This is a genomic window from Paraburkholderia sediminicola, assembly GCF_046030555.1.
GTDB lineage: Bacteria > Pseudomonadota > Gammaproteobacteria > Burkholderiales > Burkholderiaceae > Paraburkholderia > Paraburkholderia sediminicola_E.
In genome coordinates this window covers 88,755-114,012 of the sequence record NZ_JAQQCH010000011.1, presented here as the reverse complement: position 1 = coordinate 114,012, position 25,258 = coordinate 88,755, and the positions used below count along the sequence as shown (strand labels likewise).

The following is a 25,258-nucleotide window of genomic DNA, read 5'->3' as shown; positions in this document are numbered from 1 at the left end:
CCATCCATGACGTTTTCGCCGTCGTGTCATTCTCATCGATTGCTTGGCGGTCCATCGTGTCCGTTCCCATTGACCCTGGCGCAATCACGGCCGGCTTTGCGTGCCTAAGGTCTGCACGTGTGGTGGCTCTTGTGCCCTCGTGTGCTCAATTGACATTCACGGTGGCTTCGGCCGGCAGCGAATTGACCGCGGCGCGCACTTTCAGCGGACCGTTCTGGGCGGCGTTGTCCGGCAACGTCACCGGCCACTGCCGTTCGCGCCCGGCCAGCGCGTAGCCAAGGAGTCCTTTGTTGACCACGTAGGCGTTACCTGCGTTGTCGATCAATTGCACAGCCGCGATTTGCGCGCGTTTTTTGCCCGCGTTGTCGACGCGCAGCAGCCAGCTTTGCGGGCCGCGTGACAGATGCCAGGACAGCTTCGGCAGGCCAATGTCGACAGGCGGCTCGACGAACACCGGCACCGAGTAGCGCAGACGGATTGTCACGCCGCTGGTGGGCGCGGCATCGGGCTCGGGCAACTCGTCGATCAGCACGCGATAGCCCTGCTCGGCGGCCGACGGCTGCGCAATCGTGCGCACCAGTCGCACCAGCTGATCGGCATGCGCGGCGATCTGGATCAGCGGTGGGCTTGCCACCAGGTCCTGAGTGGGCGTGAGCGTGTCTTCGCCGTTTGCCTGGTCCCAGCGGAACACGCGTACCTGGCCGAACAGCGGCTTCTCGCCGGGGTTCTTCAGCGTGATGCCGGTCGCATTGGCGTCCGCGGACATATCGACCATGACCGGCGAAATTTGCAGCGTCGCGGCTTGCGCGAGCGGCGCTGTCAGACACCACGCGAATGCGCTTGCCGTCAGTAGCCGGCGAGGTGCGCCGATAGCGTTCGCGACGCGCGCGCTTGCAGACCGCGTCCTCGTAGATTGCGTCCTTGCAGACCGCGCGCTTGCACGCCGCGTCCCTACAGACCGTCTCAAAAGTAGACCGTAGCAGTGACGGTGGTCTGATACGTATCAGGTTTCGGGGTAGTCTGCGCCGGCACCTGGCCGTACACGACAATCGATTGCGCCGAGCCAGTGCCTGTGCCGCTCGCCGTGTTGGTGCCCTGCGTGTTGCCCCACGGGGTAGTGTGGCCGGCGTCCTGATACAGCTGGAATCCGACTGTGGTGGCGGTATTGCCGGTGGCCGTGCCGGCCATCAGGCGGCTCGTTACGGTGGAGCCGGTAACCGTGCCTGCATCGAGCCCGACGTTATACGGCGTGGTGTTGGTGCAGGTCACAGCGACCGTGCTCTGCTGGTTGATCGCCGTGGCCAGCACGCCATTGCTGCCGAAGTTCAGCGGATTGGCGCTGATCGAGCAATTGGCGTTCAGCGTAAGCGTGACGGTGAACGTGGTGGTGGCGGTGCCATTCGAATAGGTGGCTGCGCTCGCGAGCTGTAGAGGCAAGCCGAACATCATGGCGACGATGAGGCTGGACGACAGCAGTTTTTGTTTCATCATGAGACCTCGCAAGCCGACGGGACGCGGATTTTTCAATTGCGCAGGCAGTTTGAAATTGTACCGGCCAGATAGTGAATCAATTCACTGGATATTCCGGGACGGCGTATTACGTTATGTAAAGGCGTTCGCAATTGATGAAATTCAGTCTACACCAGACTTTCTTCGTAATACAAATTCTTACGCCGAGAAATTTATTTTGAATACTGGCGCAGACGGCGTGACGTGGCGCGACAAAAACGAAAAAGTTGGGAAACTATTTCTATCTTCGGGTTCGGGAAAATACCTAATTCAGGTAGTTTTTTCTAATAAAATTGATTATTTTTTTAATTTTTATTGAAGTATGGATGTGCATGATTATGCTTGCCGAATAGGTCGAATAACGCCAATTGGTCCGTTTGAAATTCGTGTGTTTAAGTGTCAGGCCGATGTGAGTGTTGCAAACTCGCAATGTTAATCACGGCTTTCAGGCGTGGCGCGTGCCGTCATTCCCCAAGCGCAAACGGGCCCTTGCGCCGCGATAGCGCCGAGCCGATCGACACCGCCGCGCCAGTGCAGCCCATCGCCAGCGAGAGAACCACGATCAGCAAGCCGGTTTGAGTCCTTGCCGAAAACACGCTGACCAGCAAACCGGCGAGTGGTTGCGTCATGTTGTTCAACAGGATCACCACGCCGGTCGTCTTGCCATAGTCCTCCGGCGGAATGATTTTTTGCCGTGCACTGCGGATGTAGACATTGAACATCTTGTCGAAGCCGACGATCAGCAGAAAGCCGACCGCATAGCCCCAGGGCGCCGCACTCACACCGGCGATCACGCCACCGGCACAGATTGAAATGAACGCGACCCGGCCGAGTGTTTGCGCAGGCCAGGCGTTACGCGCGATCGTCAAAAGAATCAGCACCGTGGCCACGGCTCCGGCAGTCTGCAGACCTGCGTAGTAGCGGCTCGATTGCGCGTGAAAGCCGATCACCATCGCGGCGGAAGTAGCGAGGGTCACGCCGATCACCAGATTCTCGGCGGCGGCGAGCAGCACGATTTTTTTCAGGCCGGGCAGCATCAGCACATGGCGCAGCGCGATGCGCATGGGCATCGTCCAGTGACCCGGTGTAGCGGGAGAGGGATCGCCGGCGCGGAAGCCGCGGGTGCGTTGCCACAGCAGCAGCGCCGCATCGGCAAGCAGAAACAGCACACCGGTTGCGCCGACCACCCACTCCCAGTGCCACACGCCGAGCAGCAGTGCGGCCAGCATTGGGCCGAGGACGAGGCCCAACTGGTCGGCCAACTGCGAGTAGGCGAGCACACGCTGGAATTGCTGCGTGCTGAAGATTTGCGGCAACATCACTTCGCGCGCGACCAGGCCTTGGCTCGTCAGCACACCGCACAAAGCCGATAGCGCGATCAGCCAGCCGATGCCGCCGAACAGCGCATACGCCAGCACGCCGCCGAAACACACGAGTGCCCGCACGGTCTGGCTCACCCGCATCAGCTTGAGCGGTGAGATGCGGTCGCACAAGGCGCCGAAGAAGGGGAAGACCAGGTAGCGTGGCAGCGTTTCGATAAAGAACGCGAGACCTGACCACGATACCTGGTGTGTCGTCTGAAACACGACGAGCGGCACGAGGAACAGCAGGACCTGATCGGCGAGGCGCGCGACAAACAGCGAGCAAAAGAAAGCCTGATGGTTGACACGCACCGTTCATGTCCCGCCGTGTATGGGTCGAGACCGATCCTATCAAAGATTGCGTCAGCCGCCCCGATAAGCCTGTTCGAGCAGCGCGATATCGAGCATGACCATTTTCATCATAGCTTGCATCACCCGGCTTACTTCTTGCTGCACTCCGTCCCTTGCATCGCTTGCATTCCCTGTTGAATCTCTTCAGGACTCAGATCGCGCGTGTGCGTGGCGAGCGACCAGCTGTGGCCGAACGGGTCCTTCAACTGGCCGTAGCGGTCGCCCCAGAACATGTCGGCAAGCGGCATGACGACGGTCGCGCCGGCCTCGACGGCCTGCTTGAAACTGGCGTCGACGTCTTCCACGTAGTGGTGAATCGTGACCGGTGTGCCTTTTAGCGCGTTCGGTCCCAGCGCATTGTGATCAGGCCATTCATCGGTCAGCATCAGCATGGAGTCGCCGATCTTGAGGCAAGCGTGCATCACTTTGCCGCCCGGGCCGGGCATGCGGAACTGCTCGACCGCGTTGAAAGCCTTGCCGTAGAACGCGATGGCGTCTGCGGCGTTGGCGCAAATCAGATACGGGGTGAGCGAGTGCATCCCGTCGGGGATCGGTTTGACAGCGGGGCTGGACATGACGGCGACTCCTTGAAGTAACAGGTTCGTGATTTGAAAGACCCACTGCGTGAGTCAGGCCTTCAACGTTACGACGAGTGCAGCGCCTTTGAATCGACACTCCGGGAAAAATATTTTTTAAGCACGGGCGTGCGGTGCGAGTGCAGGCGCAGCGGTGACCGTGACCGTGCGACGCGAGCTCGGCTCGCGGGTTCAACCGGCCGGATTGTCGTCGTCCGCTGGCGTGGAAGGCGCCGCATCGCCGCCCGGCGCGCCGAGAATGCTGATCTGGAACGTCGGGGTCGCCGCGAGCGACTGTAACGTCGCGTCTTCCGGGATGTGTTCGAACAGCGGCAGGATTACCGAGCCGCCGATCACCGCGCGCCGGCTATTGTCGGTCGGACGCAAGCCCCACACGTCCTGGTAGACCACCGGCACCGCGCTGCCGTTGCGGGTCGTGTTGCCGATGTACAGCATCACATGGCCACCGATGTAGATCAGCGTGCGCAACGGTTGACCATGCTGGGCCAGGTAGTCGAGCCGTTGCGCCGGCGTCGACGCGGACAGATCGATCAGGCGTCCCGCGCTCATCTGCGTCGACGAATGGCGCGGCAGCCACACGCCGAACGCCGCGAAGATGCTTTGCAGTTCCGACGAACAGTCGTTGTAGAGGCCGCTATTGCCCCAGCCGTATGGCCGCCCGATCAGCGTTTTCATCAGCATCGCCAGATGTCGCGGGGTAGCCGCGAGCGGCATCGGGGCAATCTGCGCATCGCTTAGTTGCGCGCTACGAATGAGCGCCCGGCCGTCCACGTCGCGAGCCGGGACGAAGAGCTTGCGGGCGGCGGGTGCGTCAACTTCGGCAGCCCCACTTGCTTCACCCGCAAGTTTATTTGCCTGTGTTGCGGGCTGCGTGGCCTTGTCCGGGGCGAGCGGCAGCAGCGTGCCGGCGGGCGCATCGAAGCGGAACACGCCGCGGCTGTCGCGCACCGGCGCCGAGGCTACCGTCACCGCGCCTAGCGATTTTGCGGTGGCGGCGCGCCATGTGTCGACGAAAGTGTCGTCGGTCAGGCCGACGCCATCGCTGCGCACCCAGCCTTGCACGTCGGGCGTCTGCACGTAGCGCCACGCGCCGTCGACGCTGCTGCCCAGCACATACAGCGGCGTGCCGGGGCGGACGGCGGAAATCTGCAGGTTGTCGAACGGGTAGCCTTCGCCGGCCAGGTGGTGATCGTAGAACGATGGGTCCGTGGTCGGCAGTTCGCGCACCATCAGGTTGCTGGTGGCGATCGCGCGACGGTCGGGCTTGTAGACGGGCTCCTGCGCAAACTGGCCGACGTCCATGTTTTGCGCGATGGCGTCGATCCACGCCTTGTCGTGCGGCCGGAAATTCTCGCCGTAACCGACCGCCGCGCCGCGCTTGCCGGTGTTGTCGAATTTGCCGACGCGCCGCTGCTGGAGCGCGACAATGTCGGCGCCTTGCTGACGATAGACACGCATTGTCACGTAAGCGGAATTCCACGGCGACGGCGCGGTCGTGCCGGTGCCGAAATAGCGTGCGTACAGCGCTCTAAATTGCGCCTGCTGATCCGCGGGGCTCAGGAACGGCCGATCGTAGCCGGGGCTGTCCGGTTCGAGCCAGTGGTCGACATTCTGGTCGTAATTGGCGATCGGGAACAGCGTGACCGTATCGACGCTCGCGTGGCCATCGTGCGAGGGCGACGGATTGCTGCAGGCGGCGAAGGTAGCGGCCGCTGCGAGGGCGACGCATAACGTGGTGGCGCGGCGGCTCCGCGGCAATCGGCCGGCGAGGCGGATGGCAATACGCGTGACAAAACGCGTGGCAAAGCGGGGCAGGACGGCGACGGGCATGGAATTCGACGGTGATGGTCCAAGGGCACGATGATACGGTGTCGCGCGACGTGCAGGGCGGCGCATGCCTGCTGCACCGACGCGGAACGGACGAGCGTCGCTTTCTCACGCGTACGGCGCTCCTTGCGGGCATGAGCGCGACGTGTCACGACATGGCGGCAACATGAAGCCAACCGCGTGCGTTGTGTTTCGCAGCGTTATGAGTGTATTTACACAACGCTTATGTGTTTTCATTGGAGCTCGAATCGTCAATAGCGGCTGTGCCATACCGCGCTTCAGGCGCACACGACCGCGCACGGATAGCGTTTCGATACACTCGACACATCGCCTCGAATCGTCTTTCGCGAGGTTCAACAACCAGGAGAACACCATGCAAACCAGCGCACGCAATCAATTCGCCGGCGAAGTCGCCGAAGTCAAACACGGTGCCGTGAACGACGAAGTCACGTTGCGCACACCGGACGGCCTCGAGATCGTGGCGATCATCACGCACGGCAGCGCGAAGTCGCTCGGCCTCGCTGCCGGTAAGAAGGCGTTCGCACTGGTCAAGGCGTCGTCGGTGATCGTGATGGTCGACGTGGCGAAGAGCCAGGTGTCGGCGCGCAATTGCATCGCCGGTACGGTGTCGGCCGTCACCAAGGGCGCGGTGAATTCGGAAGTGACGATCAGCGCGGGTGGCGCGCAGATCGCCGCGATCATCACCAATGAAAGCGTCGACCGTCTCGGCCTCGCGAGCGGCAAAGCAGCGACGGCGATCTTCAAGGCATCGAGCGTGATCATCGGCGTCGAATAACGCTTGACGCATGGCGTTGTCCGCAGGCTTAGCGTCTGGATAAAGCCACCGGGCCGTACGCAGATCGGACGGAAAGAGGGCGGCACGCGCAGCAGGGCGTGCCGTGAAGGAAACGGCGGCTTGCTTTACACTGCACACCTCGCTGTTTCTCTTTCCGCTTTCATCACGGACGCCGTCATGTTCGAAGTCTCCTCCGCCTCGCATCTGCCCAAAGCCGCACACTACGAAGAACTGGCCGCCCAGGCCCGTTCGCTGCTCGCCGGCGAAACCGACTGGATCGCCAACGCCGCGAATTTCTCCGCGTTTGTGTTCCATTCGCTGAGCGATCTGAACTGGGCCGGTTTCTATTTCCACGACGGCCGCGAACTGGTGGTCGGGCCGTTCCAGGGCAAACCTGCTTGCGTGCGCATCGCGCTCGGCAAGGGCGTGTGCGGCACGGCAGCGCAAACCCGTCAGACGCAAGTGGTGCGCGACGTGCATGAATTTCCTGGCCATATCGCCTGTGATTCGGCATCGCAATCGGAAATAGTCGTGCCGCTCGTCGCACCGGACGGCACGCTGATCGGCGTGTGGGATGTGGATAGCCCGATCGCCGCGCGCTTCGACGAAGAAGACGCGAAGGGCATGGAAGCGCTGTGCGCGGTGTTTATCGAAGCCGCGCTGCCGCGTGCATCGTAGGCGTTTCAAGACGACGGGTCCAGCGGTGCGGCGGCACCCTATGCTTTTTCGTACATAGACTAGATGCGCTTCAGGGGATGGGTCGGCGGACCGCATCCCGCTATCGTTCTCTCCACGCGCTCATGACGCCCCGAAGGAAGTCCTCCTGGGGGACAGTACATGCATGAGCGCGACGAACCCCCATCAGGTTTTGGAGACATGCATGAGTTCCGCCACCGCTACTGCTACCGCTGCCCCGCTGACATTCCAACGCTCCCCCGCTTTACCCCGCAATTGCACTTTCGATAGCCACGACTGGGACATTCTCAGCCTCTACTGGCATCCGGTGGCGTTCGCCGCCGAGGTGACCGACAAACCCATCAGTGTGACGCTGCTCGACGAGCCGCTGGTCGTGTTCCGCTCGAACGATCAGCTGGTGAGCGCGCGCGATATCTGTCCTCATCGCGGGGCGCCGCTCAGCCAGGGGTGGGTCGATAACGGCAACATCGTGTGTCCGTATCACGGCCTCGCGTACGGTAGCGACGGCAAGTGCAAGCACATTCCGTCGCAAGCGGACGGGACCATTCCGGATCGTTTGCGCCTTGTCACGTACGCCACGCAGGAGGCCTACGGCCTCGTGTGGGTCTCGCTGGGTGGCGGCACCGAAGCGTTGCCCGCGTTTCCCAACTGGGACGATCCCGATTTCCAGCAGATCCTGCCGCCTTCGATCGACATTAATGCTTCGGCGGGACGTCAGACCGAAGGCTTCATCGACGTCGCGCATTTCGCGTGGATTCATCACGACAGCTTCGCCGACCGGCATAACCCGGTGGTGCCGCAGTATTCAGTTGAGCGGCGCGAACGCGGCATGCATGCGGAGTATGTGAGCACGGTCAGCAACTTCCCGAAATCGATGCAGCATCGCGCGCCGGAAGGTTATCTGTGGCGCCGCTTCTTCGACGTCGACGTGCCGTTCTTTGCGCGTCTGACGGTGCACTTTCCCGACAACGGCCGCCTGTCGATCCTGAATGCCGCGAGCCCCGTGTCCGCGCGCAAGACGCGTCTGTTCGTGCCGATCGTGCGCAACTTCGATAAGGATTTGCCGCTCGAGGACGTCTACGCGTTCAATCGTCAGGTGTTCGAAGAAGATCGCGCGATCGTCGAACTGCAGTGTCCGGAGGATTTGCCGATCGACCGCGCGGCGGAAGCGCCGATTCTCGCTGACCGTTCGTCGGGTGCCTATCGTCGAGCGTTGGCCGAGATCGGTCTCGGCCAGGCGTATGTGCGCTAGTTCGCGACGCGATGCGATGCGTGATTCGTGATTCGGGAGAGAAGCGATGAAAGTATGGGAATGCGTGATCTGCGGCTTTCGCTATGACGAAGCACTGGGTCTGCCGGAAGCTGGGATTGCACCGGGCACACGCTGGGAAGAGGTACCGGACGACTGGCTGTGCCCGGACTGCGCAACCGGTAAACACGATTTTGAAATGCAGGTGATCGCATGACGGCTGCTCAGCATGAGGACAAGGGACAACCGGTGGTGATCGTCGGCACCGGCATGGCGGGTTATACGGTCGCGCGTGAATTGCGCAAGCTCGATAGCACGGTGCCGATCGTCATGATCAGTCGCGACGACGGCAGCTTCTATTCGAAGCCGATGTTGTCGAATGCACTGGCGATGAAGAAAGAGCCGCAGACGCTGGCGAGTTTCGACGCCATAGCAATGGCGGCGCAACTGGGTGCGTGGATACGCGTGCATCAGCATGTCGAGCGCATTTTGCCGGCCGAGCGCACGCTCGTTGTCGACAACGCGTTGCTCGGCTACAGCAAGCTGGTGCTGGCCACGGGCGCGGACCCACGCCGCCTGAAAGTAGCGGGCGACGGCGCGGGCGACGTGATGTCGATCAACGATCTCGGCGACTACGCGCGTTTCAGGTTGGCGCTCACGCGTTGCCGTTCAGTGGCGATTCTGGGTGCGGGTCTGATCGGCTGCGAGTTTGCCAACGATCTGGCTGCCGCCGGTTATGCGGTCAGTCTGATCGATCCTGCTCCGACACCGCTGGCCCGCCTGCTTCCTCGGGACGTGGGCGAAATCTTCGCTCGCGCGCTTGACGATGGCGGCATCCGTTTTCATCCTGGCCGCAGTGTGAATCGTATCGACCGCTTGTCGGACGGGTATCGGTTGACGTTCGCCGAAGGTGAGCCGATCGACACGAATCTGGTCGTGTCGGCGGTTGGCCTCGCGCCGCGTACGACGCTCGCAGCCGCAGCGGGTCTCGAAATCGATCAGGGCATTCGAACTGATGCGTGGTGCCGCACCAGTGCGCCGGATATCTACGCACTCGGCGACTGTGCCGCGATAGACGGCAAAGTGCAGCCGTATGTTCTGCCGATCATGCACGCCGCGCGGGCGCTCGCGCGTACCCTGACCGGTCAGCCGACGCGTGTCGCTTTCCCGGTGATGCCGATTACCGTGAAGACGCCCGCGAGTCCCGCCGTCGTCGTGACGCCGGACGGCGAGGGCGCCTGGTCGAACGAAACCGCAGGCGATGCACCGAAACACGCAGCGCGCGCCGTGTGCCGGCATGCCACCAGCGAACGTCCGGTGGGCTTCGCACTGCTCGGCGCGGCGATCGAGGGCAAAGCCGCGCTGATCAAGGCCATTACCGAGGGGGCCATTAGCTGACCCTTAACCCATAACAATCTTCCGTCTGACCGACCTCACTTTGTGATCGCTTGGTGTTTTAAAGGGCCTGTCACCTGGAACACATCCGATGATCGCATTCGCGCCGCAAGCTCTGCTTGCGGCGTTTTTTTATCCGCTGAAATGATGGATGTGCGGGTGGCGAATGCTTAGGAAACCAGATCTTTGGCGACATTGGCGATCAACCGCCGCAGCCATACCGCCGCCACGCTGCGATGCGTGCGATCGTGCCAGAGTTGATAGTAGGTGAGCGCCTGCGGTTCGCCAGGCACCGGCTCGATGCGCAACGGCAGCATCCTGGCGTAGTGCGTGGCGAGTGCGCGGGTGGTGGTGAACAGCAGATTGGAACGCGCCAGAACGTAGGGCGCCATGCCGAAGTAAGGCAGTGTCGTGGTAACGGTGCGCGATAGGCCATTGCGGGCGAGTTCGACGTCGACGGTGCCCCATGCCGTCGTGTTGTAGGTCATCACGGCCAGGTGTTCCGCTTCTTCGTAGACGGGCTTGCTAAGCCGCCCCGGTTTGATCGGGTGGCCATTGCGCATCAGGCACACCAGTTCGTCCTTGCACAGCGGCTGCAAATGCAGATGATCCGGCGGCGTGCGCCAGTTACCGATCACCAGATCGAGAAAGCCGCTTTCCAGACCATGTTCATAGCCGCCGTCCACCATCATCAGATGTCTGAACTCGAGCTTCGCACCGGGCGCTTCGCGATGAAACGCATCGACCACGGCGGGGACGAAGAACGCATCGAGATAATCCGGCGAGCCGATCCGAAAAGTCTGGCTAGTGGTGGCCGGATTGAACGACGTAGTGGGATGCAGAATGGCCGCGATATTGTTCAGCGCTTGCGCCGCGGGTTCGATCAGCGTGAGGGCGTGCGCCGTGAGAACCATCCGGCTGCCACTGCGCACCAGCAGAGGATCGCCGGTCATGTCGCGCAGTTTGCGCAGCGCCACGCTAACGGTCGGCTGCGATTGTCCGAGCAACGTTGCCGTGCGCGACACGCTTGATTCGGTCAGAAGCGTGTGTAGCACCTTGAGAAGGTGCGAATCGATGATTTCCTTCGACATGAAAAGCGGGACCCTGTTTCGTGCGGATCCATGCTGTGGGGCGGTGTTTTTTAATGAAGGATCGCGAGCGAAATATATCTATAGATATAACGGTCGTCAATCCGTCGAAGCCCTGTGCGACGGCGTCAAAAGCCGGTGTGCGTTGAGTCATGAGGCGCGGAGCATGTCGGTCATAGCGATCGCTTTATGATGTGCACGATAACGGGCGTGTCGCCACCGGCACTCGGGAATATACCGAGGGAAACGATTGCTACGAAGAATGCGCGGCCGGCGCGGTGGATTCGGCCAGGAAAGCCGTTATCATACGGACGGTTACCCGGCGGATCGGACCCAATCTGCCAGCTTCACCGGTTGCGCCGTACGCGCCAGAAAAACGCTCACCGCTTTCCTCATTCGCTTCCAGTACCCAGGAAATTCAAAGGCCGGCGCGATGCAAGATCACCACTATGCCGAAGCGCGTCCACGCGACGCCGCGCTTGCGGCGGCGCCATACGGCATGTTCATTTGTACAGCCGACGGCACGTTTGACTCCGTCAACGTTGCTTTCGAAAAGCTGACCGGCTTTGGCGCCGAAGAATTGATCGGCCGGCGCACCTTTGAGTCCTTGCACGATCCGGCCGAACTCGCGAGGCGCCGTGCCGAACTGCCGCGGCTGTCGGCGATAAGCTCGCGCTATGAAGGCGAATGGACCTATGTGCGGCGCAACGGCACCCCGATTCGCGTGGTGTTCGCGCTCGCGCCGCTCGCCGCCGAGCCGGCGTATCCCGGCGGGGTCGCCACCGGGCCCGTGCGCTACGTCGGCATTGCCATCGACATGACGCGCTACGCGCAATCCGAGGCCCGGTTGTGGTACGTCGCGCATCACGACGGCGTGACCCGCCTGCCCAATCAGACGCTTTTCACCGAACGCCTCGAACTCACGATCGCGCGTTGCCAGCGAAGCGGCAATGGCTTTACCGTGCTGATTGCCGAACTCGATCATTTGCGCAAACTGCGCGATGCGCTTGGTTTGCATGCGGCCGAACTGGTGCTGCAGATCGTCGGCGAGCGCTTGCGCGGTCTGTTCCCCAACGACGGTACGATCGCCTCGATCGGCGGCACGCAATTCGCGCTGCTGATCAAGGAAACCGGCACGGCGGCCGACGCTTTCGCTGCAGAGGCATTGAGCCGCATCGCAGAGTCGATCGACTACGCGGGCACTGCGCTGAACATCACGGCGAGTATCGGCATCGTCGCCTATCCCGCCGACGGTGCCGATGCGCCGACGCTGATGCGCCGCGCGGGCGTGGCGTTGTCGGCGGCTTCGGCGGTGAACGGCAATGCGGTGCGGCGTTTTTCCACCGCGCTCGAAGGCCTGGCGGCGCGCCGCTTCGAACTGGAGACGATGCTGCGCGAAGCGCTCGAGCGTCAGCAACTGCATCTCGTGTATCAGCCGCAGGTGACGCTGTCCAATGGCCGTATCGCGCAAGTGGAGACGCTATTGCGCTGGAATCATCCGCAACGTGGGTTGATCAGTCCGGTCGAGTTCGTGCCGGTCGCAGAAGAGTCGGGCCTGATCGAACAGATCGGTGAGTGGGTGATCCGTACCGCGTGCCGCGACGCGGGCAAATTGCTGCGGCTGACCGGCACCTTGCCGCGGATCGCGGTGAACGTATCGCCGCAACAGTTCCAGCGCAACACTCTGTTCGAGACAATCCGCGGGGCGCTGGAGGATGCCGCGCTCGACCCTTCATACCTCGAAGTGGAAATTACCGAGGGCGTGCTGCTCGGCGACACGGAACTGGCATTGCAGACGCTGCATGCATTGCGCGAATTAGGCGTTGAAGTCGCGGTGGATGACTTCGGCACGGGCTACTCGAGTCTCGCGTATCTCACGCGTTTTCCGCTGAATCGCCTGAAAATCGATCGCTCGTTTGTGATGCGCATGAGTACGGATCCGCAATGCGAGGCGCTCGTCGGCGCGATTATCGCCATGGCCCACGCACTGAAACTGCGCGTGACGGCCGAAGGCGTAGAGACGGCCGAACAGGCCGCGCAACTGGAAGCACTCGGCTGCGACGAGGCGCAAGGATTCTGGTTCTCGCGACCCGTCACCATCGCGGCGTTGCGCAATTTGCTGAAACCGCTCGGCACCGGTTGATGAACCGGTTGACGCCGGCGATCCCGCTGCTAACCTGGTTTTAGCAAGCTATATGCCTCGGCTCCGGCGGTGCAAAACGCGGGAACGTATCCTGCTTCCTCGCGTCAAGAGAACATATACGCAACGGAGCGCAGGCAAATAATGAACGATCTCCCAACCCGTCTATTGCATTTCCAGCCGTCACTGCTTGTCACATTGACGCACGACGTTCTTCAGATCGTGCTGGCCGCGCTGATCCTGATTGTCGGCTGGTGGCTGTCGAACCGGGTCGGCTCCGTGTTCGAAAAAGCGCTAGCGCGCACGCGTGCTGATCCCACGCTCGCACCAATGTTAGCGGCGATGGGCACCTGGGCTGTGCGCGTGCTCGTCTTCATCGCGGCGCTTGGCGAAGTCGGCATCGCCACGGCGAGCGTACTGGCGGTGCTGGGTGCAGCCGGTCTCGCGATCGGCCTCGCCTTGCAAGGCACGCTGCAGAACATCGCGGCCGGCATGATGCTGCTGATGTTGCGGCCGTTTCGCGTCGGTGACGTGATCGAGGGTAGTGGGGCCGCTGCGGGCATCGTGCGCGAAGTGGGGCTGTTCACTACGCGCATCGAACGTGGCGACGGCAACGCGGTGTTTGTGCCGAACAGCCAGATCTGGAGCAATCCGGTGATCAACTACAGCAGCGGCGGCACGCAACGCATCGAGGTCGAAGTCGGACTCGCGCAGCGTAAAGACGTGGACGCGGCGATCGGCGAATTGAAGAAACTGGTCGCCGACGAACCGCGCGTTTTGAGCGGTTCGACGCTCGCGCCGGTCATCACCGTCGCGGACTATCCCGAGGACGGCGGCGCGACGCTGCGCATCGCCGCATGGGTGCGTTCGCCGGACGCGTCGCTCACGACAGACGATCTGCAGGACCATGCCCAGACCGCGCTCGAACAGGCCGGCTGTCCGGTGGCGGCATAGTGACTGGCTTGCGGCGCGCAGAGTAGGGGTGTGGTGCGGCAGAGGTATGCGTGCGTAGTGGTGCGCGCGGCAGTCGAGCCGGGCCGGATGCACCACACGCCGGACGCGTTTCGTCCCGATACGGAACACGGAAAAGAGAAAAGGGGCCGATTGGCCCCTTTTCGTCTGGTCACATTACTGCGTGGGACTTAGCGTGCTGCGTCGTCCGCGGCAGTGATCGCCGTACCGGCCATGGCACCAGATGCACGCTTGATGCTGTCCTGCATCACGTTGCCGGAATGAATCATCGAAGCCATCACGGATTGCATTGCGCCAAATGCGCTATCCGAACTGAACGGCGTGGTCTGGCCGAAGCCCGAGCCGAACTGCGCCACGCTGGCGCCGAACTCTTCGCGCAGCGATTCACCAGCCTTGGTCAACGCCGCGGTGAATTGCGCGTCGATTTCCTTAACGTGTTGAGCGTACGACAGGGTGCGTTGAACCAGTTGCTGCTGCGCTTCGGACGCGCCGGCGAACGGCGCCGCGGTGAACTGGGCGCCCGACAATGCGTTCTTGCTTTCGGTGACCGTTGCCTTCATTGCCGCGAGATTGAGTTCGCCGAGCTTTTGCAGACACGCCAGCCCATCGAGTTGCAAGGCGGAGAAGATGTTGAAAGTACGTTGGCCAAAGGCGGCGCTATGTTCGATCGCGGGGCTTTGCATGGTGATCTCCAAAGTGACCCGGCGCAGGCGCCCAAAGGATTTCGGAGGCCAGGTCTCACGCGAGACGGCAGGTCGACGCGGCGCAGTGATTTTGCTGCGCTGCAACATTGGCCACTCTATACCTTTACGGAAGGATGTACAGCGTTTTCGTCAAAATGATTCCTCAGTCAAAAGGCACTTGGTGAATGCCCTCAGTGAACGCCTGAAGTACGCGGATGCGCGAGGAAAAAACGCAGCATTTCGGCAGTCGCGTCGGGGCCGGATGGGTCCGTGTACGAGCCGCGCTGACTGCCGCCTGCCCATGCGTGGCCCGCGCCATGAATCGACCAGGACTCGGCTTCGGCGCCATTCGGCGCCGTAAGCCGATGCACCGTGCAATCGCGCCGGCCGCTGGCCGTGCCCGCGGCGTGTGACGGCGCGCTGACTGTCGTGACGCCGGCATCGAAACCCGCTACGAGCGCTGCGGCGTTCGAGGGATGCACTGTCGTGTCCGCATCGCCATGAAACACAATGAGCGGGCGTTGCGGTTCGACGCGTGAGCGGTCGCGATGCGCTTTGCCGCCCCTCATCGCGGCGAGTGCCGAGGGCAGATCCGTCGCGCTTCCGTAGGCAAGGCCGGAATGCACGCAGGCTGCCGCATACAGCTCGGGCGAGGTCTTCAACATGATGTCGGCCATTGCGCCGCCCGCTGACAGTCCCGCCACGTACACCCGAGCCGGATCGAAGCGGTAGCGCGCCATCACCTCATGAGTGATGCCCGCGATCAACGACGGTTCGCCCTGATCGCGCTGCTGGTCGGCAGGCTTGAACCAGTTCCAGCATGTCGAATGATTGGCTGCCTGCGATTGATTCGGATACACGACGAGGAAGCCGTGACGCTCGGCCATTTCGTTCATGCGTGTGCCGGCCGCGAAGTCGTCGGCGTTTTGCGTGCAACCGTGCAGCATCACGATTAGCGGCAACGGTTCGTTGTGGTAGGCAGCGGGCACGTAGAGCTTGTACTGGCGTTGGCCCGCGTTATTGGTGAAGGTGTGGGTGCTGAAGGTGCCGGGTGTGTCCGCGTCGAAAGTGTGCCCGGCAGGCGTATGCGGCGCGGTATCGGCGCGTGATTGCGCCTGACCTTGCGCCTGGGTCCACGCTTGCGCCCATTCGTTGACACTCTGCGGCATGTGCGGTGTTTGCGCATGGCCTGCTTCGGCCGCGTTGCCGGCGAGCGCGCGCTGAACCGCAGCGGTTGCTTCCTTCGGTCCCTTCGTGCGCAGCAAGTCGAAGGCTTCTTTCATCGACTTCAGGAAATCTTCATTTATTTTCATGACGGTAAGCGGTTACGTTGACTTGCATGGAGCGCGGCTGGATCAGGCGATGAGCTTCAGGGGTTCAAACACGGGTTTAAGCACGTGTTCAACCATCGGATCCGCCAGGCCCGGCGTGCCTACCTGATGCGGCCGGCCAGCGCTGCCTTGACTGCGGGCGACGCGTGAAATGCACCGAGTACCGCCACCGACGCGATCGTGGCCGCCGCGAGTTCCGGCGGCACATCCGCTGCAATGCTGGCGAGGCCGAGCACATGAATGTCCAGTCGTTCGTTCGCGGCCTGAATGGCTTCGAGGTCCTGCCTCGAGAAGTGCTGCAAGCCGAGCACCATCGCGCGCCGGGTCACCGTTTCCGTGACGACTTGCGCGTGTACCGCGAGCTGATTGCGGATCGCAGTACGGATCAGATCGGTACGGTTCGAATAAAAACCTTCTTCGACGAGTAAATCGATCTGACCGAGGTCGATTGGGCCGAGGTTGATGGTGATTTTTTCGGTCTCCCCGCCTTTTGGGCGGGAGGTGTCGATAAGTTTGAGGTTGGCCATTTCTATTCCGTGCGGTACCTGGTTTGGAATCCACATACCATCCAAATAACATCCAATGGGATGGTTATACGTGCCTGGCTCGAAGGGCGTCAATGAGGAAAATGAGGGTCGGTAGTGGCGAGGTCGCTTCGCGTCAGTGGAATCCCTTAACGACACGTCGCGATGGTATCGCTACCATCGGCGGCAATGAAGCACTCGACGGCATGCGTTTGTCGAATGTAATGGTAGCGCTACCATGGAGATATCTGTGTCATCGAACCGCAAAACATCTGAGCAGCTTCGCAGCTATCGTTGGTATGGGGTGAACGATCTGCGCTCGTTCGGCCACCGTTCGCGCACGGCGCAAATGGGTTACCACCCGTCGGATTACATGGGCAAGCCGGTGATCGCCGTGGTCAACACGTGGAGCGAGATCAACTCGTGCCACACGCACTTCAAGCAGCGCGTGGAAGAAGTGAAGCGCGGTGTCTGGCAGGCCGGTGGCTTTCCGGTCGAAATGCCGGTAATGACGCTCGCCGAGCCATTCCAGAAGCCGACCACGATGCTGTATCGCAACTTCCTCGCGATGGAAACCGAGGAGTTGCTGAAGTCCTATCCGTTCGACGGCTGCGTGCTGATGGGCGGTTGCGACAAGACCACGCCCGGCCTGCTGATGGGTGCGATCAGCATGAACCTGCCGGCCATCTATCTGCCGGCGGGGCCGATGTTGCGCGGCAACTGGAACGGCCGCACGCTCGGCAGCGGCTCGGACACGTGGAAGTACTGGGCTGAGTTGCGCGCCGGCAAGATCACGGAAGAGGAGTGGAAGGGCATCGAGAGCGGCATCGCTCGCTCGCCGGGCCATTGCATGACGATGGGTACGGCGTCGACCATGACCAGCGCCACCGAAGCGCTCGGTCTGACGCTGTCCGGCTTCTCGTCGATTCCTGCTGTCGACTCACGGCACGCGCAGTTCGCCTCATTGACAGGACAACGCGTCGTCGAGATGGTATGGACCGATCAGAAACCGTCAGACATCCTGACGGCCAGATCTTTCGACAACGCGGTGACCACCGTGCTGGCGATGTCCGGGTCGACGAACGCGATCGTCCACCTCGTTGCCGTGGCGCGCCGCGCCGGCATCGATCTGACGACGGCACGCTTTGACGAACTGGCGCGCATCACACCAGTACTCGCCAATCTGCGCCCTGCGGGCCAGTACCTGATGGAAGATTTTTTCTATGCCGGTGGCCTGCGTGCGCTGCTGGTCGAGTTGGGCGAACTCATTGACGGTTCGCAGATGACGGTCAATGGCGCGACGCTCGGCGAGAACATTGCAGGTGCCGAGACTTTCAACGACGACGTGATCCGCAAGCGCGGCAATCCGCTCGTCGCCAGCGACGGTCTCGCGGTGCTCACCGGCAATCTCGCGCCGGATGGCGCGGTGATCAAACCGGCCGCGATGGAAGCGCATCTGCGGAAACACCGCGGACCGGCGGTGGTGTTCAAGGACTACGCCGACATGGCCGCGCGGATCGACTCGGAAGCGCTGGACGTTACCGCCGATTCGGTGATCGTGCTGCAACACGCGGGGCCGGTGGGCGCGCCCGGCATGCCCGAGTGGGGCCAGCTGCCGATTCCGCAAAAACTGCTGAAGCAGGGTGTACGTGACATGGTGCGCATTTCCGACGCACGCATGAGCGGCACCAGTTACGGCGCGTGCGTGCTGCACGTTGCGCCTGAATCGTTCGTCGGCGGTCCGCTCGCGCTCGTCAAGGATGGCGACATGATCGTGCTGGACGTGCCGGCCCGGCGTTTGCATGTCGAAGTCAGCGATGCTGAACTCGTGGCGCGCAAGGCTGCGTGGCAACCGCCCAAGCGGCCGTTCGAGCGCGGCTTCGGCGTGATGCATCAACTGCACGTGACGCAGGCCAATAAGGGCTGTGACTTCGACTTCCTCGAAGAACCGCTGAGCGCAGGTGCGCAGCAGACCCCGGCGCCCGTCACGCAGACGGAGCAAACCTCGCCGGCCACGGCGCGTACCGAGCCCGACATTCACTAACTCAATCCATGCCTCTCATGACCGCATCCCACATCACCATCAGCGACGCGACACTCGAGCAGTTGCGGCACGTCAGCACGGCAACGCTGACCACACAACTTTTCAAGCGCGGCTTGCGCAACGTGTTCCTGCAAGGCGTCGCGCCGCTCGTCAAACCGGCACCCGGCGCACCGAACCTTGTCGGCCCGGCGTTCACGCTGCGCAACATCCCGGCACGCGAGGATCTCGATCACGTCGGCGTGTTTCAGGACCCGGACCATCCGCAGCGCAAAGCTGTTGAAACGGCACCGCCTGGCAGCGTGCTGGTGCAGGACTGCCGTGGCGAACGCGCGGTTGCGTCGGTCGGTTCGATTCTCGCGCTGCGTCTCGCGAAGCGCGGTGTGGCCGGCATGGTCTCGGATGGCCCGGTGCGCGATAGCGGCACGATCTCGGAACTGGGCTTGCCGCTCTGGTGTGCCGGCGCGAGCGCGCCGCTGAATCTGGCAAAACATCATGCGGTCGATATGAATGTGCCGATCGCCTGTGGCGGTGTGCCGGTCTATCCCGGCGATATCGTCGTCGCCGATGTGGACGGCGTGGTCATCGTGCCGCGCGAAATGGCGACCGAAGTCGCGCACGACGCCACCGAGCAGGAGCAGCTCGAAGTGTTCATCACGCAGCGTATCGAAGAAGGCCGGCCGCTGCGCGGCACGTATCCTCCGAACGAGGAAACGCTCGCTGCTTACGCGCAATGGCGGGCACAAAAACAATAATGCGTTGAGGCTGTTTCGATCCATCGCCTGGCCATTGTTCGCGCGAACGGCGCGAGCGCAGGAGACTCAGTGAATATCACGACCCCGGCGATCGACGAATCGCGTCTGATCAACCGCCTGGCACTCCGTTTGATGCCGCTGCTCGGCTTGCTCTATCTCGTTGCCTACATCGACCGCTCCAATATCAGTTTTGCCAAGCTGCAGATGCTCGGCAGCCTCGGGCTTTCTGAAGTCGCGTACGGGCTCGGTGCGTCGTTGTTCTTTATCGGCTATCTGTTGTTCGAAGTGCCGAGCAACGTGTTGCTGCACAAGTACGGCGCACCACGCTGGATGGCGCGCATCATGTTCACGTGGGGCGTCGTCACTATACTTCTCGCGTTCACGCAGAATGCGACGATGTTTTACGTGCTGCGTTTTCTGCTCGGCGCGTCGGAAGCGGGCTTATATCCGGGCGTGATCTACTACCTGACGTTGTGGTTTCCGTCACGGCACCGCGTGCGGATGCTCGGCTACTTCACCGTCGGCAGCAGTTTGGGAAACATGGTGGGTGCGCCGATCTGCGGGTGGCTGCTCGACAAGGGCGGCCTCGCGGGATTGCACGGCTGGCAGCTCGTGTTCATCGTCACCGGCTTGCCGTCGATTCTGTTGACCTTCGTCGTGCTGTTCCTGCTGCCGGCGTCACCGGCACAGGCAACGTTTCTCTCCGCCGATGAAAAACAATGGCTCACCGGCACGCTCGACGCAGAACGCGCACAGATGAAGCGAAATTACACCGGTCATTCCTCGCTACTGAGCGTGCTGACGGAGCCACGCGTGATCGGCATGGCGCTGTACTACATGATGCTGTCGATATCCGTCTACGGTGTGAGCTACTGGCTGCCAACGCTGGTGAAGGGCTTCGGCGTCAGCAATACGACCAACGGTTTGCTGAACATCATTCCATGGCTGATGGCGACGATCGTACTCGCGTGGCTGCCGTCGAAGCTGCGCGGCGGCAATCGCGCAATCGTCGCGATGCTGGTAGCCGCGTTGCTCGGTGTCGCATGCTTCCTGAGCGCCGTGTTTCTGCCGACCAACACGCTGCGTTTTGCCGCGCTCTGTTTCGGCGCCCCCTGCATGTATTTGCTGATCCCGTGTTTCTGGACGCTGCCGCCGAAGTTCCTGTTCGGCGCGCGTGCCGCAGCCGGGATTGCGGCGATCAATTCGCTCGGCAATATCGGCGGCTTCATTGCGCAGAATCTGGTGCCGTGGGTGCGTCAGACCACGGGCAGCGTGAAGGCGCCGATGCTGATTCCGGCGACTTGCCTGCTGGTATTTGCCGTCGTCACGTTGCTGATCCTGCGCCGCAATCGAAATGCTCACATTGCGCAAAGCCATGTGCCCGTGACCGAGTGAATCTCGTCCTTTTTGCCATGGATTCGGGTCGCTTGAATCGCAGGTCGTCTACCCGCAGCGGATGGCGGGCCGCAGTCTACAATAAGCGCGATACATTACTCCAGCCACCGAGCCATGCCGAATCACAAGCCGACCGCCGCCAGCCCTGACGTGCCGGAAGCGGCGACGGCGCCAGCGAAACGCTTGCGAGGCGGCCCCAAGGGCTTGCGCATCACGGACGTTGCCGCGCAGGCGGGCGTCGCGCCGATTACGGTGTCGCGGGTCTTCAATAGTCCGGAGACGGTTGCGCCTGAGACGCTCGAACGGGTGCGGCAGGTGGTGCGAAAGCTCGGCTATGTGCCCAATCGTCTCGCGGGCGGCTTGTCGTCGTCACGCTCGCGTCTGATTGCCGCGATCGTGCCCACCATCGCTCACTCACTGTTTTCCGAAACGATTCAGGTGTTCAGCGAGACGATGTCGCGTGCCGGTTATCAGGTGCTGCTGGCTCTGAGCGGCTACAGCGATTCGAGCGAGGAGGCGGTGCTCGACGCGGTGCTGAGCCGGCGTCCGGAAGGCGTGCTGCTGACCGGCGTTGCGCACGCCGATTCGTTGCGCGAGCGCTTGCTTAACGTAGGCATGCCGATCGTCGAAACCTGGGACATGACCGAGACGCCGATCGATATGCTGGTGGGTTTTTCGCACTATCAGGTCGGCGTGGCGGTGGCTGAGCATTTTCTGGCGCGTAACGTGCGCGCGCCGGGCCTTGTCTCAGCAAACGACGACCGTGCGCTTGCGCGCCGGGACGGTTTTCGCGAGCGTCTTGCGCAAGCGGGTATCGATAGGATCGCCGAGGTGCTGGTGTCGCCCCCGAGCTCGGTTGCTACCGGCAAGGCTGCATTGCCGACGCTGATCGAACAGGCGCCGAACCTCGACGCGGTGTTCTGCGGCTCGGATCTGCTCGCTATCGGCGTGCTCGGCGCGGCCAAACACATGGGGATGGACGTGCCGTCGCAACTTTCTATTTGCGGTTTCGGCGACCTCGAATTCGCGACTGAAACCACGCCGCAATTGACCACTGTGCGAGTCGACGGTACGCGCATTGGCCTCACGGCCGCGCGATGTCTGCTTGACCGGTTAGCCGGCGTCGACAAGACCAGGGTAACCGACGTTGGGTTTCATATCGTTGAGCGCGAGACGAGCTGACGCTGTTGCCGTTGCTGGATAAACCGGAGCAGGCACGCGGAGAAGGGTAAGTATTCTGCCGATTACATCAACACGATGTCGTACTGCTCCTGGCTCAAATTCGACTCCACCTGCAACGACACTGGCTTGCCGATGAAATCCATCAGCATCGCCAGATGCTGCGACTCCTCTTCAAGAAACAGATCGATCACTTGCTGCGACGCCACGACGCGGAACTCGCGCGGATTGAACTGCCGTGATTCACGCAGAATTTCGCGCAGCACGTCATAGCACACCGTGCGCGACGTCTTGACCTGCCCCTTGCCCTGGCAAACCGGGCAGGGCTCGCACAGCACATGCGCCAACGATTCGCGCGTGCGCTTGCGCGTCATCTCCACCAGGCCCAACTGCGAGAAACCATTCACCGTCACGCGCGTGCGATCGCGCGACAACGCCTTCTTCAACTCGCCGAGCACCTGGTCGCGATGCTCGACGTTTTCCATATCGATGAAGTCGATGATGATCACGCCGCCCAGATTGCGCAGCCGCAATTGCCGCGCGATCGTGTGCGCGGCTTCGAGATTGGTCTTGAAGATCGTATCGTCGAAGTTGCGCGCGCCGACGTAGCCGCCGGTGTTCACGTCGATGGTGGTCATCGCTTCGGTCTGGTCGATCACCAGATAGCCACCCGACTTCAGATCGACCCGGCGTGACAATGCGCGCTGGATTTCCGCCTCGATGTTGTACAGATCGAAGAGTGGGCGCTCGCCCGTGTAGTGATGCAGCTTCGACGACACCGCCGGCGTGAACTCCGCCGCGAAATCGGCAAGCATCTGATAGGTCTCGCGCGAGTCGACCTGAATGCGCGAGGTCTCGTCATTGACGAAATCGCGCAGCACACGTTGAGCGAGATTCAGATCCTGATAGAGCAGGCTGGTCGGCGGCATGCGCTGACCTTGCGAGATAATCGTTGCCCATGTCTTGCGCAGATACGCGACATCTCCGGCCAACTCTTCGCTGCTCGCATCTTCAGCGATGGTGCGCACGATATAGCCGCCTTTTTCATCAGCGGGCAACACCGCGGTGAGACGCGCGCGCACTGCCTCCCGCTCGGCTTCGCTCTCGATCTTCTGCGAGATACCGATGTGCGGCTCCTGCGGCAGATACACGAGCGTGCGCCCGGCGATGCTCACTTGCGTGGACAGCCTTGCGCCCTTGGTGCCGATCGGATCCTTCACGACCTGAACCATCAGCGTCTGACCTTCGAAGACGATCTTTTCAATCGGCTGATGCGGTGTCTGATGCTGCGGCTCGCCGGCAATGCGCGGATGCCAGATATCCGCGACGTGCAGGAATGCGGCGCGTTCCAGACCGATATCGATGAAGGCGGATTGCATGCCCGGCAACACGCGGACGACTTTGCCGAGATAGACATTGCCGACGCGTCCTCGCGACAGCGTTCGTTCGACGTGAAGTTCCTGGACGGCGCCTTGCTGGACTAGCGCGACTCGCGTTTCCTGCGGCGTGACATTGATCAGGATTTCTTCATTCATGGTGTTATTTTAGAAGTCGATGCTCGCTGCACGCAGGAGGGCAGCGGTTTCAAAAAGCGGCAAACCCATGATACCTGAATAGGACCCGTCGATATGTTCGACAAACTCCGCGGCGCGTCCCTGCACACCATACGCGCCCGCCTTGCCGAGCGGCTCACCGCTTGCGGCATAGCGGCGCACGGCGTCCGCGTGCAGTGCAGCAAAACGTACCTTCGATACCGATAGCACGGCAGGCAGCAACGTGCCTTCTGCATCGACCACCGCGACGGCTGTCAACACTTCGTGATCGCGGCCCGCGAGACGCGTGAGCATTGCGACGGCATCGTCGGCGTCGATGGGTTTGCCGAGGATCGCGTCGTCGATCGTGACGGTTGTGTCGGCAACCAGGATTGGCCGTGCAGCATGTCCGCCTGCTACGAGACGCGCACGTGCGGCGTGTGCCTTGGCGATGCAAACACGCTGCACGTAGTCGCGAGCGCGCTCGCCGGGCAGTTCGACTTCGAGCGCTTCGGCGTCTTCATCGGGACGCGGCAGCAGCAATTCGAAACGCACGCCGAGCTGTTGCAACAGCTCCTGGCGGCGTGGACTCTGGGAGGCGAGGTAGACGAATGGATGGCGCGAAGCGGCGGGCGTTGGCATGAACAGATCTCGATGAGGCGGATTGCATCAATGCGTGACGAGCGCGCGATGAGCTTGTCAGTCGAGCGTCGATCAGCGCGGCAAAGAACACGACGAAAGGCGCGTCGATCAGCGTGTGAATAAACGCGCCTACAGGCGCATCAATCGGCGCAGGCGACGAGACCAGAAGCCGCAATTCCACAAACGCGTGACCTGTCGGCCGCCTCGTTCGCTCACGCGCGGTGATAGGGGTGATTTTGCGTGATGGTCCACGCGCGGTAAAGCTGTTCGGCGAGCAGCACGCGGACCATGGCGTGCGGCAGCGTCAGGCTGGAGACACGCAACAGCATATCGGCACGCGCTTTCAGATCAGGATCGAGCCCGTCGGCGCCGCCGATCAGAAACGCCACGTCGCGGCCGTCCTGCTGCCAGCCGGGCAGGGCGCCGGCGAGCTGCATGGTGGTCCAGTCCTTGCCGCGTTCATCGAGCGCGACAATGCGCGCGTTCTTCGGCAACGCGGCTTCGATTTTCTGCCGCTCGGCAGCCATCACGCTTTCCGCCGGCCGCCCCGACGAACGCTGCTCGGGCTTGATCTCGCGCAGCTCGATGCGCAGCTCCGGCGGCATGCGTTTCGCGTATTCGTCGAAGCCCGTGGCGATCCAGTCCGGCATCTTGTGGCCGACGGCGAGGATGTGCAGTTTCATTGCGGATGTAATCGCGGACTACGTCTCAGACTGAAGCGATTGGCCGGCGAGGCGCTTACTTGCGGCGTGCCGGCGTCTTGCGTGCAGGCTTCTTTGCGGCCGGCGCTTCGTCTTCTTCTTCCTCGTCGTCCGGTTCGCTCGCGCTGGCGCCGCCGAACGGATTCGGCGTTGACAGCTTGATGCGCACGGGCTTGTCGCCCCAGATTTCTTCGAGGTTGTAATACTGGCGCAGCGCCGGTTGCAGGATGTGCACGATCGCGTCGCCGCAATCGACCAGCACCCATTCGCCGACGTCCTCGCCTTCGGTGCTGATCACGTCGCCGCCGTTTTCCTTGACGCTCTCGCGCACGCTCGAAGCGAGCGCCTTGGTCTGGCGGTTCGAGGTGCCGGAGGCGACGATCACGCGATCGAACAGGGCGGTCAGGTGGCTGGTGTTGAACACCTTGATGTCTTGCGCTTTGACGTCTTCGAGAGCGTCGACGATCACGCGTTGCAGTTTGCGAATATCCATGG

General features: G+C 62.1%; 24 protein-coding genes. 11 read left to right on the top strand and 13 right to left on the bottom strand.

What is annotated here, in order from left to right; all coding sequences use genetic code 11:
- Positions 1-145: 145 nt before the first annotated feature.
- The 5 genes from PQQ52_RS17495 to PQQ52_RS17475 all read right to left on the bottom strand — a co-directional run bounded on the left by PQQ52_RS17495 (position 146) and on the right by PQQ52_RS17475 (position 5,647).
- Positions 146-850, bottom strand: coding sequence for a fimbrial biogenesis chaperone (locus tag PQQ52_RS17495; RefSeq protein ID WP_408213939.1), 705 nt, complete (start codon positions 848-850; stop codon positions 146-148).
- 113 nt (positions 851-963) lie between these two features.
- Complete coding sequence (locus tag PQQ52_RS17490) at positions 964-1,449, bottom strand: Csu type fimbrial protein (protein ID WP_408213936.1); 486 nt, start codon at positions 1,447-1,449, stop codon at positions 964-966.
- 524 nt (positions 1,450-1,973) lie between these two features.
- Entirely contained in the window at positions 1,974-3,182 is a 1,209-nt protein-coding gene (locus PQQ52_RS17485) for an MFS transporter (protein ID WP_408213649.1), read from the bottom strand.
- Between the two features lie 128 nt (positions 3,183-3,310).
- The gene (locus PQQ52_RS17480; protein ID WP_408213646.1) at positions 3,311-3,796 is read right to left on the bottom strand and encodes a VOC family protein; all 486 of its coding nucleotides are present in this window, start codon (positions 3,794-3,796) and stop codon (positions 3,311-3,313) included.
- Positions 3,797-3,988: 192 nt separating this feature from the next.
- The gene (locus PQQ52_RS17475) at positions 3,989-5,647 is read right to left on the bottom strand and encodes an SH3 domain-containing protein (protein WP_408213643.1); all 1,659 of its coding nucleotides are present in this window, start codon (positions 5,645-5,647) and stop codon (positions 3,989-3,991) included.
- Positions 5,648-6,017: 370 nt separating this feature from the next.
- Between PQQ52_RS17475 and PQQ52_RS17470 the strand changes: the two genes are divergently transcribed.
- The 5 genes from PQQ52_RS17470 (at position 6,018) to PQQ52_RS17450 (ending at position 9,783) form a co-directional block, all read left to right on the top strand.
- Positions 6,018-6,440: a TOBE domain-containing protein gene (locus tag PQQ52_RS17470; protein ID WP_408213640.1), complete on the top strand. Its 423-nt coding sequence runs from the start codon at positions 6,018-6,020 to the stop codon at positions 6,438-6,440.
- A gap of 177 nt (positions 6,441-6,617) precedes the next feature.
- Positions 6,618-7,118: a free L-methionine (R)-S-oxide reductase MsrC gene (gene msrC, locus PQQ52_RS17465; RefSeq protein WP_408213638.1), complete on the top strand. Its 501-nt coding sequence runs from the start codon at positions 6,618-6,620 to the stop codon at positions 7,116-7,118.
- Positions 7,119-7,320: 202 nt separating this feature from the next.
- Positions 7,321-8,388, top strand: coding sequence for a Rieske 2Fe-2S domain-containing protein (locus PQQ52_RS17460; RefSeq protein ID WP_408213636.1), 1,068 nt, complete (start codon positions 7,321-7,323; stop codon positions 8,386-8,388).
- 46 nt (positions 8,389-8,434) lie between these two features.
- Positions 8,435-8,602 carry a rubredoxin gene (locus PQQ52_RS17455; RefSeq protein ID WP_408213633.1) on the top strand — a complete coding sequence of 56 codons (168 nt, stop codon included), beginning with the start codon at positions 8,435-8,437 and terminating at the stop codon, positions 8,600-8,602.
- Entirely contained in the window at positions 8,599-9,783 is a 1,185-nt protein-coding gene (locus tag PQQ52_RS17450) for an NAD(P)/FAD-dependent oxidoreductase (RefSeq protein ID WP_408213630.1), read from the top strand. Before PQQ52_RS17455 ends, PQQ52_RS17450 begins: the two co-directional genes overlap by 4 nt.
- A 167-nt stretch (positions 9,784-9,950) precedes the next feature.
- Here the strand turns inward: PQQ52_RS17450 and PQQ52_RS17445 are convergent, their stop codons facing one another.
- Entirely contained in the window at positions 9,951-10,871 is a 921-nt protein-coding gene (locus tag PQQ52_RS17445; protein ID WP_408213627.1) for a LysR family transcriptional regulator, read from the bottom strand.
- Positions 10,872-11,301: 430 nt separating this feature from the next.
- On the opposite strand from PQQ52_RS17445, the gene PQQ52_RS17440 reads away from it, so the two are divergent.
- Together PQQ52_RS17440 and PQQ52_RS17435 are read left to right on the top strand one after the other, a co-directional pair.
- Positions 11,302-13,011: a putative bifunctional diguanylate cyclase/phosphodiesterase gene (locus PQQ52_RS17440; RefSeq protein WP_408213625.1), complete on the top strand. Its 1,710-nt coding sequence runs from the start codon at positions 11,302-11,304 to the stop codon at positions 13,009-13,011.
- A 141-nt stretch (positions 13,012-13,152) separates the two neighbouring features.
- Positions 13,153-13,962, top strand: coding sequence for a mechanosensitive ion channel family protein (locus tag PQQ52_RS17435; RefSeq protein ID WP_408213623.1), 810 nt, complete (start codon positions 13,153-13,155; stop codon positions 13,960-13,962).
- A 188-nt stretch (positions 13,963-14,150) separates the two neighbouring features.
- Here PQQ52_RS17435 and PQQ52_RS17430 read toward each other — a convergent pair whose 3' ends face one another.
- The 3 genes from PQQ52_RS17430 to PQQ52_RS17420 all read right to left on the bottom strand — a co-directional run bounded on the left by PQQ52_RS17430 (position 14,151) and on the right by PQQ52_RS17420 (position 16,521).
- The gene (locus PQQ52_RS17430; protein ID WP_408213621.1) at positions 14,151-14,663 is read right to left on the bottom strand and encodes a phasin family protein; all 513 of its coding nucleotides are present in this window, start codon (positions 14,661-14,663) and stop codon (positions 14,151-14,153) included.
- A gap of 191 nt (positions 14,664-14,854) precedes the next feature.
- Complete coding sequence (locus PQQ52_RS17425; protein ID WP_408213619.1) at positions 14,855-15,976, bottom strand: extracellular catalytic domain type 1 short-chain-length polyhydroxyalkanoate depolymerase; 1,122 nt, start codon at positions 15,974-15,976, stop codon at positions 14,855-14,857.
- Between the two features lie 119 nt (positions 15,977-16,095).
- The gene (locus tag PQQ52_RS17420; RefSeq protein WP_408213616.1) at positions 16,096-16,521 is read right to left on the bottom strand and encodes a ribbon-helix-helix domain-containing protein; all 426 of its coding nucleotides are present in this window, start codon (positions 16,519-16,521) and stop codon (positions 16,096-16,098) included.
- Positions 16,522-16,756: 235 nt separating this feature from the next.
- On the opposite strand from PQQ52_RS17420, the gene araD reads away from it, so the two are divergent.
- The 4 genes from araD (at position 16,757) to PQQ52_RS17400 (ending at position 21,891) form a co-directional block, all read left to right on the top strand.
- A complete protein-coding gene (araD, locus tag PQQ52_RS17415) occupies positions 16,757-18,562 on the top strand; it encodes an L-arabinonate dehydratase (RefSeq protein WP_408213614.1) in 1,806 nt (601 codons plus the stop codon).
- 17 nt (positions 18,563-18,579) lie between these two features.
- Positions 18,580-19,314 carry a ribonuclease activity regulator RraA gene (locus PQQ52_RS17410; protein ID WP_408213611.1) on the top strand — a complete coding sequence of 245 codons (735 nt, stop codon included), beginning with the start codon at positions 18,580-18,582 and terminating at the stop codon, positions 19,312-19,314.
- 69 nt (positions 19,315-19,383) lie between these two features.
- Entirely contained in the window at positions 19,384-20,709 is a 1,326-nt protein-coding gene (locus PQQ52_RS17405; protein ID WP_408213608.1) for an MFS transporter, read from the top strand.
- A gap of 114 nt (positions 20,710-20,823) precedes the next feature.
- On the top strand, positions 20,824-21,891 hold the full coding sequence (locus PQQ52_RS17400; RefSeq protein ID WP_408213606.1) for a LacI family DNA-binding transcriptional regulator: 1,068 nt from the start codon (positions 20,824-20,826) through the stop codon (positions 21,889-21,891).
- A 62-nt stretch (positions 21,892-21,953) separates the two neighbouring features.
- On the opposite strand, the gene rng is transcribed toward PQQ52_RS17400, so the two are convergent.
- From rng to rsfS, 4 genes are all read right to left on the bottom strand, one after another.
- Positions 21,954-23,423, bottom strand: a complete 1,470-nt coding sequence (gene rng, locus PQQ52_RS17395; RefSeq protein ID WP_325044899.1) for a ribonuclease G — start codon at positions 23,421-23,423, stop codon at positions 21,954-21,956.
- A 9-nt stretch (positions 23,424-23,432) separates the two neighbouring features.
- Entirely contained in the window at positions 23,433-24,062 is a 630-nt protein-coding gene (locus PQQ52_RS17390) for a Maf family protein (protein WP_408213602.1), read from the bottom strand.
- Positions 24,063-24,274: 212 nt separating this feature from the next.
- On the bottom strand, positions 24,275-24,745 hold the full coding sequence (gene rlmH, locus PQQ52_RS17385) for a 23S rRNA (pseudouridine(1915)-N(3))-methyltransferase RlmH (RefSeq protein WP_063495252.1): 471 nt from the start codon (positions 24,743-24,745) through the stop codon (positions 24,275-24,277).
- A gap of 55 nt (positions 24,746-24,800) precedes the next feature.
- The gene (gene rsfS / locus PQQ52_RS17380; protein WP_408213599.1) at positions 24,801-25,256 is read right to left on the bottom strand and encodes a ribosome silencing factor; all 456 of its coding nucleotides are present in this window, start codon (positions 25,254-25,256) and stop codon (positions 24,801-24,803) included.
- Positions 25,257-25,258 lie beyond the last annotated feature (2 nt).